Origin of the sequence: Mycobacterium sp., from assembly GCF_032162605.1 — a bacterium.
Taxonomy (GTDB): domain Bacteria; phylum Actinomycetota; class Actinomycetes; order Mycobacteriales; family Mycobacteriaceae; genus Mycobacterium.
In genome coordinates, this window is record NZ_JAVROT010000023.1 from 15,753 (window position 1) to 29,575 (window position 13,823).

The following is a 13,823-nucleotide window of genomic DNA, read 5'->3' on the forward strand; positions in this document are numbered from 1 at the left end:
GGCGTTGCGCTAGCGCCGCAATCGCGGGATCCGCACGTAGGGCGCGACGGCGGTTGCGTTCCGGAATCGGTCGAGAGTTCCTGCCGCGGCGCCCGCCATGCAGAACGCGACCGCATTCGGGTAGTCGAGAAGCCTGAGATCGGCGAAGACACCGAGGCAGCTCAGCGCCGACATTGCCATTAGTGCCGTGACGGCGAGTGGGCGTCCCATCGCGTCGTCCGAGGGGAGTGTCCGAATGCCTCGGATGAGCTTCGCGATGACCATGACCAAGACGGCGAGCCACAGGCCCAAGCCGATGATTCCAAGTTCAGCCAGGATGCCGAGCTCGTTGAAGTGGGACGCGACGCTAAGTCCGCGGATCCATGGCACGTCCGGCGCATACTGTTGGTGATGGAATGTGTTGACCGCGAGGAAGCGGCCCAATCCCCATCCTGTCCATGGCTTTTCGGCGAATGCCCACAGCGCCGTCGCATCCGCGTTCAGCCTGTCGTACACCTCGTTCGTCGAGCCAACGCCACCAGCTTCGCGGTCCGAACTCGTAAAGGTGCTCCAGTTCAGAGCCAATCCGATGCCGAGCACTATGAGTGTCGTGACGAAGGGCCTGCGAAATCCCTTGGCCAGCAACGCACCTATGACCACGACCAGGACGAAGCCGAGATATACCGCCCGCGTATGCGTCAGGTAGATGGCGTAGCCGCATGCGGCGGCGATGCCCCAGAGCACTACTCGCCGCCAAGGCGTTCGCGTCATGGTAGCGGCAAGCAGGATGGCGACCGCGTATCCGATGATGAGCACGACGCCGTTGGATCCAGGCTGATTCAGGACGCCATTGGCACGGTCCGGCCAGTTGGGCGCGTCGATGATGTACCTGGGCCACACTAGTGCGGTCGGACCAGTGAACTGCATGATGCTCACCGCGGCTGAGTACGCGGCGAGCACCACAACGGTGACCAACATCGTCCGGATCGCGGCGATCGATCCGAACAGCGCCCGTGATACGTAGTACACGACGAACGGGATGACGGTGCCGACCAGTAGATAGCGCCACAGCGACAGGTGACCGGTGAAGTCGACGTCCCACGCCGGGAACTCGTGGTCCTGCGCCATCGAGTACACGTTCCATCCGACGTACAGGAGCATGGCGACTTCGACCGCGCCCAACTTCGGTCGGTAGGACGAGTTGGTGACGAGCCAGATGCCGGTGGATATGACCAGAAGCGCGGACGCAGCCAGAAACGGATTTGCGGGGACGTCGGGCAGCGCCAAGCGGAAGAGCAGCGTGACGAGCAGGAACATGAGCGCCCACAAGGGATTTCGAAGGCCGACGACACCGACTATTCCACCGCAAATCAGAATGACCGCGAATGGAGCCAAGCCGTCGGTGACCTTCAGTGCGGCCGCCGCTGCGAGGACAAACGTCAACGCCAGCAATGCGACGCTCACCCACTTCCGCCGCCGTCCGCTGTCGTCGGCCTGAGCGTCCACGTGTGGTTCGGAGTCGACGACGGGCGCGCTGTCCACCATCAGTTGGACTTATTGGGTGAGGACTTCGACATCCGCAGGCGGCCTGAGCGCTCGACCAGAACCGTGCCGACGAGAGTCGCATCGACCTGGTCGAGCACGCGAGCGGCCTCCCGCGCATCCTCGAGTCGAGTGCCCGCGTCAATCACCAAAAGTACGCTTTGGGTGACGTCGCTGATCACCTGCGCCTCCCCGGCACGGGCCAGGGCTGGTGCGGCGACGACGACGAAATCCGCTCGCTCGAGCAGCCTTTCGACCAAATGGGAGAATCGGTCCCGATCGAATAATTCGTAGGGGTCGCCGTTGTGGCGACCCGGACCGATGACTTCCAGTTTCTCTGAACGGGTTTCGACGACGCTCTCGATCTCGACGGGGTCGGAGGACAAGAGTTCAGCCAGTCCGGGAGCAGTGCGGTCGTCGCCGGCGCGGATGTTCGCGTCGACCAGCACCGTCTGCACACCCTGCGCGGCACGTTGTTGCGCCATCGCCGCTGCGAGCTCTCTCGCGCTGTCGCCTTCTGACGCTGGTGCGACGGTGACGGCGGCCGGGCGTGCACTCTGGGTGCGGACGATCACGTTCAACAGGTGCTGCACGCGCACGGCGTGAACAGCCGAGTGTCGCGTGTCAGATGGGCTTGGCAGCACGTCGAGCGGTTCGATGCCGAGCTTTTCGGCGACGTCGTAGTCGGTGTCGAGCCGCTTCGAGTTGATGCCAACTGCGATCGCCGCGGCGCACCCCACCAGCAGCCCTCCGATCAACAGCATGGCGACGGTTTCGAGCGCCCCCGACCCCTCTTCGGTCACACCCGCGGCGGGCTCCAGCACTGTTACCTGGTTGGCCGTGTCCGAGTTCAATTGGTCGATCTGCTGTTGCAGCTGGGTCTGGGCCGCAAGCGCTTCCGGATCTGTCCTGTCCTGGTAAGCCGCGTGCAGATTGTCGGTCATTGCCGCAACGCTGGCGTCGCGCTGCACAGCCAGGCGGGCATTGATCTCGTCGGCGAAGGCCTGCGCGATCGCCGAGGCAGCCCCCTGTGCGGTGTCGCGGGACGTCGAGGTCGCAGTGATGTAGAAGACGGGACTCAGCCCGGCGGTCTGCGCACCGATCGCGCTGACGTCGTCGCCGACCTTCGCACGTTCAGCGAGTTGGTCGCGGTAGTTGCTCTCGTTGAAGAACAGCACGTAACCCTGCGCAAGCGCGGCGTCCTCCGTGGGCGCCCTCGTCTTACTGGCCACGGAAAGCACGGCCTGCGCAGTGAATGTCGACTTCGACGAGACCGCCGCAGCTCCCGCCGCGATCGCCGAGACGAGCACGATCGCGGTAACCAGCCAGACGTGTCGGCGAATCCGATCGAGTTGGATCCCGAGGCCGCGGACCGGTGGACCCGCGCGGTGTGGTTGCTCCAGACCGGACTCCTCGGGCGTGGCCGGGTCTTCGCGGGTGGCGTCCAAAGGTCTTCTCCCTGGGGACTCGTCGGTTCGGTTTGGGGAGCTCGACGTCATCGAAGCTCGCAGACGCTGGTCAGTCCCAAGGTGCGAATGTAGGTCTCGTCGATCTCGGTCCCCCGGTAACGGAACGACTCCGTGGCTGCAGTCGGGATGTCCGTGCAACGATCGGCGAGTCGATCGAGTAGATCGTTTCGCAGGTAGAACCACATGCCGTCGACCGTGACCGGCGAGTAGTTCGGGCGGAAGTATGGCAGCTCGTAGAGGTGGGACGCGTCCGACCACACCGAATGGGTGACGATGGCGTCAGGTCTGTTGGTCGTCAGGTAACCGCCGAGCGCCACGTATCCTTGGCGCGCGAGCTCGCCGTTGGCCAACAGACCGGAGTCGAGCACCTGCAAGTTGGTGCAGCACAGGCTCGTTCCTCCGATGTCAGGCGTCAGGACGGACATGGACTCGTGGCCAAGGGCGCGACGGACGACCTCGAGGGCTTCGCCCGTCTGGCGGTAGGCAGCAGGCGTGATCGCTTCGGCGTCGCCGGGATGAGCAACCGCGTCGACGCGTTGGTGGTCCACACCGTAAGCCGCCACCAGCAGCAGCGCGACCACCACCCCGGCAAGTCGGAGCGGCGCCTGCAGCGTCCGCGTCGCGCGCGGCACGCAATACACGACGAACATCACGGCAACGGCTGCGGATGACTGCTCCATTCGGCCGAGATAGCCCCAATTCGGCCCGAGCACCAGGTTCGCCGCCGCGACGCCCGCGAGGTATCCAGCGGCGTAACCGATTACCGGGGTGACGGATCGAGCTCGCAGTCGAGTCAGCGCCGTGTGGATCACCCCCGGCTCAGGGCGGCGGCCGAGCAATGCGCCGACGGCGATGATGGCTCCCGGGGCACAGACGTAGAGGATCTCCTTGGTCACGGTCTTGCAGCCTGCGAGGCGCTCGGCCAGTGTCGTGCTGTACGGGTAGGGCGCCGACTGTTTTGCCAACATCGTGTTCGGCAGCACCGAGTCGAAGATGGCCAGCCGCAACCCGGTCAGCACGACGACGGAGACCAGCGCGCCACCAATCAGTGCGGTAGCGCGTCGGTAGTCGCGCGAAACGACGGCGACCAGCACGGCGCCCGCGATGACGTATCCGGCCGCCTCCAGCCGGATCCACGGTATGAGTGCAGCAAGCGCAAACACGAAGGGCATCCTGCCGCGCGTCCGGAGGGCCCAGATCATTGCCAACGCCGCCGCAGAGAGTGCCGTCATCTCCATGCCGTTGGCCGTCTCGTTGAAGAACCCGCTGGAGACGAAGACGACGAAACTGAGCGGAAGCGCTGCCGACTTCAGGAAGGGCCGCGACAGGAGGTAGAGCAACGCCGAGCCCAGCGCCGCGAAGATTGCCGCCCACAGCTGACTGGCGAGCAACATGCCGTTGAAGTCCAAGGGCAGGACGCGAAACGTCGCGGCAAGAACGAGCATCCAGAACGGACTCGAATAACCCTCGACGACCTCCGACAGCGGGGTCATCGCAATCCGCCCAGAGTCGGCAAACGTGCGCGCAAACGCGACGGTGATGGATCCATCGTCCCATCCATGAGTGCCGACGACGAGCGCGATCACCCCGTGAACGGCGAATACCGAGGCGAACAGCGCGAGGGCGGGGCCACTTGCCGTGATCCGCCGTCGCTCAGTCAGCAACATCGATGACTATTCGCGTCGGGTCGGCTAGCGACGACACGTTGAACTTCGGCTTGACACCGTTCAGCGTGACGAACAGCTGCGTGATCCCGGACGCTTGGGACGCGAACTGGACGGTATTGATCTGAGGGGTGTCGTTGTCGAAGACTACCGGCGGCCCGGTGTAGCCGGCCGGATTCGTGAAGGGGCTCGGAGTTTCCAGGACGAGTACCTCCAACCGCGATTGGCCAGGCAACTTGAGGGGATCGGTGGTGCCGTTCTGGATCGGTGTGTCCACGTACTGCACGGCCCAACCCGGGGTGGCCGACCCGGTGAAGCTGAGTACCGCCTGATCGTGGTCGTCTTGGCGGGTGACGGCAATGTTGGTCAAGGTGATCGCCGTCGCGTCGGGGTCGGGTCGACGTGTCTTGCGATCGATGTTGGCCTCGGCCAGTGGGTCGGGCGCCGACGTCGAGACGGACTGCACCGCCGACGGATCCGATGCTGCACTCGAGCCGTTGTCCGCCGAACCGTGGTTGCTGCAGCCGACCGCGACGGACGTCAATACGACGATTCCGAGCAAGTCGACCGTGGACCGCAGGCTAGTTCTCATCGCGCACCGTATCCGCTCTGCGCTGGTCAGCGCGTTCATCGGAGCAGCACGATCGCGTCATGCGAGCCGATGGTAACCGCGTTGACCTGTGCACCGTCGTTGATTGCTGGGTCTTGGGTACCCTTGAGCTTGGTGTACGTCCGCTCGAGCGGAATCGTCACTCGCGCCGGTGAGGTGTTCACGATGACGATGCCGTTGTCGAAGTCGCGTCGGAACGCGCCGTCCGCGGGTGACCCGGTGCCCGACGCCGAGCGTCGCGACAGCAGGTCCATCGACGGAGCTTGCTCCAGGGGATTGCCCAGATAACCGCGACCCAGCCCGGCGCCATCCAGCTCGTCGTAGTACTCCAGTTTCCCGTAGTCGCTTCCCATGGGAGCCCAGTAACCGTCCTGGAGCAATGTCGCACCGAACTCGAAACGGGCTTTGCGCAATGCCGCAGGAGAGCCGGGCGGCTCTCTTTCCGTATTGATGTTGATCGTCGTCGGGGGCCAACTCATGCCGCCGCCCGAAGCGGACGCGACGTAGGAGTGGACGTCGGATACATCGTCGGGCCGCACCGTTGGGTCCGCGAAGCTTTCGAACACCCTTCCGTTGAGCCTGCCCGCTTCGAGAGTCCGGTCACCGTTCGCCAGGATCAGCGCGTCTGGAAGCGCTGCCCGCAGGCGCTGCTCGCCAATGGCAAGTCCGCGGGCCCATGGGCCGCCCGGTCCGTAGATCTCGTCATCGGTCTCGTCGACTCCGTCACGGTCGATGTCCCATTTGTTCGAGTCGGCCGACCAGATGTGGTCGCCCCAGACGTCGAGGAAGATGCCGTCCCAGATACCGGTGGACCACACGGTGTTCACTATCCAGTCCACGGCGTATTCGACGAAGAGCTGACCGTTGATGCGCGGCGATCGGTCCGTCAGGTTGGTCATGATCCGGTCCTCCCACTCGTGAACCGGGACACCCGCCGCGGTCCGCGCAAGCCATTTGTCGGGCAAAGCCGACTGTCTTGTCGATGGGTCGAGCTGCCACAGCTTGTAGGCGTTGGCCCAGTAGTCGTAGGTCCCGATCTCATGCACCGAATCGACGACGTTGACATAGGCAAGCAGCTTCAATCGTGGATTGCGCGAACGGAGTTCGTCGAAGAAGGAGCGCGGCATGCGGTTGGCCCAGTCGTTGTCGAGAACGACGACGTCATATCGCGCCAGCTCGTCGACCGATGGCAGGTTGTGTTGGTCGAGGAAGTAGGCGGCGGTCCTGGGGAAGGTCAAGTTCACCGGCGCTGGAGGGTTCGGCGCAACGGGGGCGGGCTGTGCCGACGAGATCGGGACGTCGACGTTGGCGGACCAACACGATGCGGTCAGAATCGCTACGAGTAGCAGAATCTGCAGGCGTGCAATGACTTTCATCAGTCACACCCGCTGTCGACGACGGCAGACCTGAGCTTGCCGCTCTTGGATCGAGGGATTTGTTGCATCACGCGAAGGGTCACGAGCTGTCCGCTGCCGATCAACCGTTCGACATTGTGTCGTACCGCCGCTTGCACGGCTTGTTCCCTGAAGTCCGCGGCAGGTGCCACTCTGACTTCGAAGCGGCCACGGCCGAGCTGTGCGATCTGCGCCTCGCGGACACCTTCGAGGTCGTCGATTACAGTGGCGGGCAAGGGAATCGGCCGACCGTCGGCGGCCGTGAAAGAGTCTTCGATCCGGCCGGCGATGGGCCCTAGTCGTGGAAAGGACCGGCCGCACGGGCAGGGTCCCTCGGGTGCTGCGCCGACTTCGTCTCCCGTGCGGTAACGGAACAGCGGAAAGCCCCAGTTGTGCAGCGGCGTGCCGACCAACTCCCAACGGTCGTCCGTGCCTGGAACGGGCAGCAGTTCGACGATGCCGTAGTCGGGAAAGACATGGAATCCGCCTCGTTCGCAGTCGCCCGCCATCATCACGCGCTCGGTCTGACCGTAGTGGTCGATGATCGGGCCGCCGAACACTTCTTCGATGAGCGCGACTCGGCCCGCGCTCATGACCTCCGACGATGTGATCACCGCGGAAACGGGGAACCGCTCACCGCGTTCGCGGATCAGGGATGCCAGTAGCGCGATGCTCGAAGGCCATCCTTCGATCGCGTCGGGTTTGAAGACCCGCAGCTCGGCGAGGATCTCGTCAAGCCTGTCCGGGACGAGATGGAAGCTGGACACCAGCAACTGGTGCGCTCCGGGCACCTGCTTGGTCACCTTCGTGGGGTCGTCCGTTGCGAAATCGCTGCCGCGCAAGATGACTCGACGTGCCCCTGGTCGCAGGCCGAACCAACTCCACTGTCGCTCCAGCGCGCTGAGCTCGTAGACAGACGAACCAGGCGTCCGGCAGACGCGCACGGGGCGCCCCGATGTCCCACTCGAACTCGCCTTCCACATCAGCCGGCGCGGGTACACGCAGAAGTCTTCGAAGTGTTCGACGAGGTGGTCGCGGGTCAGCACGGGTAGTTGGCGCAGATCGTCGAGGGTGCGGATGGACCGTGGGTCTATGCCGTTCTCCCGGAAGTACCTTCGGTAGAACGGAGCGGCCACCGCTGCGTACTTCACCAGGGCTCGCAGCTGCCGTTCTTGGCTCCTGCGGATCGTTGCGGCGTCGGCATGAGCTAGCGAGTCCAGCTGTCTGCGCATGGTTGCCCGAAGGGGGTGGGCGGACCGCATCCGGTGACCGACACTGGCCGCGGGTAGTCGTGGAGCCATCTCCCATTACTTTCCTCAAGTATTCACAGCAACGTAATCCAGGGACCGCGTGGAGGTCCTCAGTGCAGACTTGATACGCACGCATGCTACCTGTTCGGGCTGTTGTGCGAGAATTCGAGAGTAGACGGCCGTTCGATGGCGGTCGTGAAAGAACACGATAGAGGTGATTGTGGCAAATTTGCGTTGGTATGCTAGCCGCCTTCGCTCGATGAGTGTTGGCGAGCTCGGATGGCGTCTTGGGCGCTCAGTCGCGGGTCAGCTGGAACAGCTGAGAAGTGACGGTACGGACTGGTCGCTGGCATTTCCCGACTTTGCGCGGGACGACGCTCTGGCGCGTTTGCGCGACTCCGAAGGACGCCCCGTGCTCCTTGATCGGGCCCGGGCGGGCCGGATCGCAGCACGACAGCCGGCGCTGGCGACCGCGTTACTCGAGGCAGCGGATCGGGCCGCGAGTATGCGCTTTGGCTACTTCGGATACGCGGAGGTCGAACTACCCAAGCCCGTCGACTGGCATTTCGACCCGCTCGCCAACGTGAGCTGGGATGCATCGCCGAAGATCGATTACCGGGCCGCCAACGCCGATGTGAAGTGGATTTGGGAACTCAATCGGCTACAGCATCTGCCATGGCTGGCTCAGGCGTGGTTGATCACTGGAGCCGTCGGGTACGGGACGGCGGCTTTTGAACAGCTCGACTCTTGGATCGAACAGAACCCGCCAGGAATCGGGATAGGCTGGCGAAATCCGTTCGAGCCGGGCGTCCGCGTGATTTCAGTTGCCCTGGCACTGCAGGGTTTTCGCGATCATCCAGAGCTGACTGCCGAACGGTTCGGCCGAATCATGGCGATGCTCGCCGCATCCGCCCACCGCTGCTACGTCGATCGTTCGCGCTACAGCTCCGCGAACAACCACTTGATCGGCGAGATGGCCGGGCTGGCCGTGGTCGCCATGCTCTTCCCGGAACTGCCTGGTGCGCAGAAGTGGGAGCGCCGGGCGCTCGCCGTGTTGGAGGAGGAAGCAGCCCGGCAGCTTCTCCCCGATGGAGCGGGGGCTGAGCAGGCCGTCGGCTACCAGATGTTCACCGTGGAGTTGATGCTCGTCGTCGGCGCGCTGCTGTTGGAACGCGACGGAAGGCTGCCGCAGGCGATTCGCGCGGCCGTTGATCGCAGCGCCGCATATCTGTCGGCGCTGGTGGGCGAGTCCGATCCGGCACCGCGCTACGGCGATGACGATGAGGGCTTCGCACTGCGTCTCGACCCGACGCCAATGCGCACCGTCCGCGACCACCTGGGCCTGGTGGCCGCGTTGACCGGCTCTCCTGCGGCCCTCCGTCATGGCGCTGCGACGTGGTCGTCGGAATGGTTCGGCCAGCTGTGCGACTTGGAGCGATCATCGGCTGAGCAGCCGGTGTGCACCACGCTGAAATCCGTCGGTGCGAACCACTACGCGCCCGACGGCGGACTGGTGGTCTTGCGGAGGGGTGCCCGAAGAGTGCTGATGGACGTCGCGCCGCTCGGGTTCCTTTCCATCGCTGCTCACGGGCACGCGGACGCGCTGTCGGTGGCGATCAGCTTGGACGGGCACGACGTGATCGGCGATCCTGGGGCGGCGAGTTACTACGGCCACCCCGACTGGCGGCGCGTCCATCGCGGGACCCGGGTGCACGGGACGGTCGAAGTGGATCGCTGCGACCAATCGGTCGTCGGCGGCCCATTCATGTGGGGTCAGCACGCGCGCGTCCGGGTGCTCGCCGTGGATCTGGAAGCCGGGGTCGTCGACGCCGAGCATTACGGCTACCGAAGATTGGCCGAGGCGGTTACACATCGCCGTTGGCTGATTGCAAACCTCGATGGTGACGCCGTCCTCGTGGTGGACCTGGTGTCGGGCGCCGGTCGGCACGAGGTGCGCACGTCCTGGCCGCTTGAACCGTCGCTCGACGTCGTTCGTGCGGCGATCGGGCATGTCGCTTCCCGTGACGGATCGCCCGTCATACACATCGCCGCGGCGGCTACCGGACAGCTCGTCGACGAGCAGATCCGTGGGGACGAGCACCGGGGCTTGGGCTGGTGGTCGAACCGACTCGAGTCGCGAGAGCCGGCGTGGCTCGTCGGATCGTCGGGTGTGGGCGAACTCCCCCTCGCCGTGGCAACGGTGATCCAACCGGCCGCAGGTGGTCGCGGGGTGTGCGATCTGACGATCTCGCATGGTGCCGGTTTCCTCGACGTCTCGTGGTCGGACACCCGGCAGCATCACCGCGCATTGATCGACACGACGCGCTTCGGCTCCGTATCAGTAGAGCCGCTCACCACGTCTGCTTGATCCGTGCGGCGCGTCTCGTAGTTAGTCGACTTCCCGCGGCGGTCACCAGGCCTTGGTCGGCCCGACGCGGTTGGGCCGCGCGTCGACGAACGCGCACCAGCACCCGCGATTCGCCGCGGGACTCTTTCGCCGCTCGAAACCGCACCGATCTCTCATTATTACCTACTCATTGTTTGCCTAGACTGTCACCGCGAACATCAAAGATCATCAATACAAGGCATCTGATACGGATAAAAGGAATTGGAACGCAGCTATTGCAACGTGATGAAACATTGCTAAACTCGCACGACCATGACACTTCTTAACGATCGCGAGCTCACGCCGCGGCCAGTCCACGTCCGCGCGGACCTGCTCAAGGTCAGTGTGTTCGGGCTCGGCTATGTCGGCTGTGTGTCGGCGGCCTGCCTGGCCGACCGCGGCCACGTGGTGATCGGCGTTGATGCGAACCCGCAGAAGGTGGAGCTGATACGCCGGGGCCAGTCGCCTGTCGTCGAGGAGCGCATCGGTGAACTGACGACGGAGGTGGTGAGCAACGGAATGTTGACCGTCGGCACCGACCCGTTGGACGCGGTGCTGGGGTCCGACATCTCGATCGTCTGCGTCGGAACACCGTCCGGTGCGGGCGGCGGGCTATCGACGCGGTACCTCGAGAGCGTCAGTGAGGAGCTCGGCGAAGCTCTCGCCGTCAAGCAGGCCCGGCACGTCGTGGTCTTCCGCAGCACGATGGTCCCCGGCACGTGCGAGAAGGTGTTGATCCCGATTCTCGAACGGGCGTCGGGCAAGCGTGCCGGCGTCGACTTCGGCGTGTGCGTCAACCCCGAGTTCCTGCGCGAGGGCACCAGCGTCGCCGATTTTCACAACCCGCCGAAGACAGTCGTGGGGGAAAGCGACGAGCGCAGCGGGTCGGCCGTGATGAGCCTGTACGAGGGTCTTGGCGGACCGCGCTTCAGAGTGCCCATCGGGGTCGCCGAGATGACGAAATACGTCGACAACAGCTTCCACGCGCTCAAGGTGACGTTCGGCAACGAGATCGGCACCCTGTGCGCGGCCCTTGGGTTGGATTCGCACGAAGTCATGGACATCTTCCTGGCCGACACCAAGCTGAACATCAGCACGGCGTATCTGCGCCCAGGGTTTGCGTTCGGTGGCTCTTGTTTGCCGAAGGACGTCCGAGCGCTCACCCACACCGCGCGGTCGCATGACCTGGAGCTTCCGGTTCTGGCCAACATCCTGGTGTCCAACGAAATGCAGATCCGCCGGGTCATCGACAGCATCCTTCCCATGGCGAAGCGGAAGATCGGAATCTTCGGGCTCGCGTTCAAGCCCGGCACCGACGACCTTCGGGAAAGTCCGATGGTGGAACTGGCCGAACGATTGATCGGGAAGGGCTACGACGTGCGCATCTACGATGCGAACGTCGCACTGTCAAAGTTGTTGGGCGCCAACCGCGCATATCTGGAAGAGCACCTTCCGCACATCAACCAGATGCTGACCGGTGACGTCGAATCGGTGCTCGAACACGGCGAGATCTTCATTGCCGGAACCAACGATCGAAGTGTCCTGGAAGCGGTCGACCGGATCGGGGCTGAGCACACCCTGATCGATCTGGTCCGACTCCCGGACGCGGAAGTACGTCGGCTCACGCCGGGGTACGTCGGAATTGCCTGGTAGAACGAATCGGGGGACAGTCGTGGAAACGGGGACAGCCATGAAGGAAGTGCCGAGATTCAGTTTTCTGACGTCGGCCTATCGTACTGAGCGCTTCTTGCGCCGCACGATCGATTCGGTTGTCGCACAGACCTGTCCGGATTGGGAGTTGGTCGTTGTCGACAACGGCAACTCCGATGCAATCGCGGCGATCGTCGAGGAGTACGCCGCCGACGCGCGCATCAAGCTGATCCGTCAGGAGAACAGGGGATACGTCGGCGGGGTGATGGCGGCCGCAGGCGGCGCGTCCGGGCGCTACCTCTGCGTCCTCGACAGTGACGACCTGTTGATGCCGAACTACTGCACTGAGGTCAATACGCTGCTGGACTCCGATCCGACGGTCGATGCCGTTGGCGTCGACGCGAGCCGGATGACCGATGACGGTCCGGAGCACGTCGGCGGGTACCTGCGGTCGATCGGGGTGAAGACGCGGATCGATCCCAACGAGAACCTTGTTCTGGCGGACGTACTCGGGGGCCTGGTGCCTTACTACACCGCAGCGGTCCGACGTGAGGCATGGGATGCGGTAGGTGGTTTCGACCCGGGCATTCCAGACGTGGACGAATCCGTGGTCTTCTGGCTCCGGATCGTTTGCAAGTACAACGTCCGGGTGTTGCCGTTGCGCCTTGCCTGCTACCGGTTGCGTAGCGATTCGTTGAGCAGGGACCCGGCAAATGTCGACGCGTTCGAGGCGGAATTGGAGCGGGCCTTCAACACGGTCGAGCCGTCCACCCCCGTTGAGGCAGATGCGCTCGACGCGACGTTGCGAAGGATCCGCTACTGGAAACGGTTGCGGCAAGCGCGAAGCGCGCTTCTCACCGGCGATGACCGGGCGGCGCGGAACTTGGCAGCAGATGCGTTCGCTCAACGGCAAACGCTGCGCAGTGTCGCAATCCTGTTGGCCGTCACCGTAGCGCCGGGAGTCCTTCGCTGGATCCATCCCTTGAAGCAGCGGGCGGAGGAGCAATTCGAATGTTTCGTCTCGTGGGTTCGGCTCCGTTCGGCTGCAGCCAAGCGGTCCGAGTCTTCGTACCGTCCAGGTTGCGTTCGTCAGCATCCAGGTTGTATCAGCGCACGCACGTAACCCGTTGTCTGGTAGAGGTATTGGTATGCCCAGTACGGCACGGATATGTTCCCGGGACTCGGGACCATCACGAACTCGGCGTCGAAGCAGCGCGTGAGAATGAAGCGGGCTCGGGAGATGTGCGGCCGAATGGTTACGACAATTACTGTGCGCCAACGGTATAACGATGCGAGCCGCTGAAGCTCACGGCCCTCACCCTTGGTCGTGGCCGGATCAGGGGTGAAGCAGTGGACCGTGAAAGTCCGGCGCGGCTCGGCGCACTGCCCGCTCAGCCAGCGATCGTCGTCGCCGGACGGGTTGGAGATCACGAGGCTTGGTGCCCAGCCCTGCTCGGCGAGTTCGAAACCGTACTCGTACCGGCTGTAATCGGGCCCACCGAGCACCAGTATCGCGTCGGCGTGGCGAAGCGGGTCGACTTGAGGCCGGACGTACACCGGGAGCCCTGCCGCGCCGGCAACCACGATTAGTGTGCCGGCGACCATGATGAGCCGGAGCGCGCGACGCCGGGACTTCCGACCGTCGTGCACCCCCCAAGCCTAACCACTCGCGCATCGGGGCCGCCGCCTCCGAGCCGTCGTGGTGCTTGCAGCTATCCCATTTCCCACAGGCGCATCCAGTTGGTGCGTCCCGACTACCCCCGGCGGCGGTAATCTGAATCCGATTGCTGGACGGCGCGCGAGGGGAGTAAGGGTCGTGGGGTTGCAGCGCGACGTTAGCCCGTATGGGGCTCAGACCGTGACGGGTCCTGGTTGGCCG

At 64.3% G+C, this 13,823-nt stretch carries 10 protein-coding genes; 3 read left to right on the plus strand and 7 right to left on the minus strand.

Annotation, left to right across the window (positions count from 1 at the left end; translation table 11 throughout):
• Positions 1–9 precede the first annotated feature (9 nt).
• From QOI01_RS01025 to QOI01_RS01050, 6 genes are read right to left on the minus strand one after another with little or no spacing between them, the layout of a single operon-like run.
• Positions 10–1,524, minus strand: a complete 1,515-nt coding sequence (locus tag QOI01_RS01025) for an O-antigen ligase family protein (protein ID WP_526377754.1) — start codon at positions 1,522–1,524, stop codon at positions 10–12.
• Entirely contained in the window at positions 1,524–2,969 is a 1,446-nt protein-coding gene (locus tag QOI01_RS01030) for a P-loop NTPase family protein (RefSeq protein ID WP_526377756.1), read from the minus strand. The genes QOI01_RS01025 and QOI01_RS01030 overlap by 1 nt, the downstream gene beginning before the upstream one ends.
• A 47-nt stretch (positions 2,970–3,016) precedes the next feature.
• Positions 3,017–4,657 (minus strand): hypothetical protein, encoded by a 1,641-nt coding sequence (locus tag QOI01_RS01035; RefSeq protein WP_526377758.1) that lies wholly within the window; start codon positions 4,655–4,657, stop codon positions 3,017–3,019.
• Positions 4,644–5,246, minus strand: a complete 603-nt coding sequence (locus tag QOI01_RS01040) for an AMIN-like domain-containing (lipo)protein (RefSeq protein WP_526377760.1) — start codon at positions 5,244–5,246, stop codon at positions 4,644–4,646. The genes QOI01_RS01035 and QOI01_RS01040 overlap by 14 nt, the downstream gene beginning before the upstream one ends.
• A 35-nt stretch (positions 5,247–5,281) precedes the next feature.
• On the minus strand, positions 5,282–6,640 hold the full coding sequence (locus QOI01_RS01045) for a putative glycoside hydrolase (protein ID WP_526377762.1): 1,359 nt from the start codon (positions 6,638–6,640) through the stop codon (positions 5,282–5,284).
• On the minus strand, positions 6,640–7,959 hold the full coding sequence (locus QOI01_RS01050; RefSeq protein ID WP_526377764.1) for a phenylacetate--CoA ligase family protein: 1,320 nt from the start codon (positions 7,957–7,959) through the stop codon (positions 6,640–6,642). Before QOI01_RS01050 ends, QOI01_RS01045 begins: the two co-directional genes overlap by 1 nt.
• Positions 7,960–8,320: 361 nt before the next feature.
• Here QOI01_RS01050 and QOI01_RS01055 point away from each other — a divergent pair, with 361 nt between their 5' ends.
• The 3 genes from QOI01_RS01055 (at position 8,321) to QOI01_RS01065 (ending at position 13,067) form a co-directional block, all read left to right on the plus strand.
• On the plus strand, positions 8,321–10,276 hold the full coding sequence (locus QOI01_RS01055; protein WP_526377766.1) for a heparinase II/III domain-containing protein: 1,956 nt from the start codon (positions 8,321–8,323) through the stop codon (positions 10,274–10,276).
• Positions 10,277–10,567: 291 nt separating this feature from the next.
• Positions 10,568–11,947 carry a nucleotide sugar dehydrogenase gene (locus tag QOI01_RS01060; protein ID WP_526377768.1) on the plus strand — a complete coding sequence of 460 codons (1,380 nt, stop codon included), beginning with the start codon at positions 10,568–10,570 and terminating at the stop codon, positions 11,945–11,947.
• Between the two features lie 37 nt (positions 11,948–11,984).
• Positions 11,985–13,067: a glycosyltransferase family 2 protein gene (locus QOI01_RS01065; protein ID WP_526377770.1), complete on the plus strand. Its 1,083-nt coding sequence runs from the start codon at positions 11,985–11,987 to the stop codon at positions 13,065–13,067.
• Here QOI01_RS01065 and QOI01_RS01070 read toward each other — a convergent pair.
• Positions 13,034–13,594, minus strand: coding sequence for a YdcF family protein (locus QOI01_RS01070; RefSeq protein ID WP_526377772.1), 561 nt, complete (start codon positions 13,592–13,594; stop codon positions 13,034–13,036). The genes QOI01_RS01065 and QOI01_RS01070 overlap by 34 nt on opposite strands.
• Positions 13,595–13,823: the final 229 nt, after the last annotated feature.

Excerpts from the sequence above, each read along its gene's own strand:
- QOI01_RS01025 (WP_526377754.1), bottom strand. The coding sequence starts at position 1,524 with ATGGTGGACAGCGCGCCCGTCGTCGACTCCGAACCACACGTGGACGCT.
- QOI01_RS01035 (WP_526377758.1), bottom strand. The coding sequence starts at position 4,657 with ATGTTGCTGACTGAGCGACGGCGGATCACGGCAAGTGGCCCCGCCCTC.
- QOI01_RS01040 (WP_526377760.1), bottom strand. The coding sequence starts at position 5,246 with ATGAGAACTAGCCTGCGGTCCACGGTCGACTTGCTCGGAATCGTCGTA.
- QOI01_RS01045 (WP_526377762.1), bottom strand. The coding sequence starts at position 6,640 with ATGAAAGTCATTGCACGCCTGCAGATTCTGCTACTCGTAGCGATTCTG.
- QOI01_RS01050 (WP_526377764.1), bottom strand. The coding sequence starts at position 7,959 with ATGGCTCCACGACTACCCGCGGCCAGTGTCGGTCACCGGATGCGGTCC.
- QOI01_RS01060 (WP_526377768.1), top strand. The coding sequence starts at position 10,568 with ATGACACTTCTTAACGATCGCGAGCTCACGCCGCGGCCAGTCCACGTC.
- QOI01_RS01065 (WP_526377770.1), top strand. The coding sequence starts at position 11,985 with ATGAAGGAAGTGCCGAGATTCAGTTTTCTGACGTCGGCCTATCGTACT.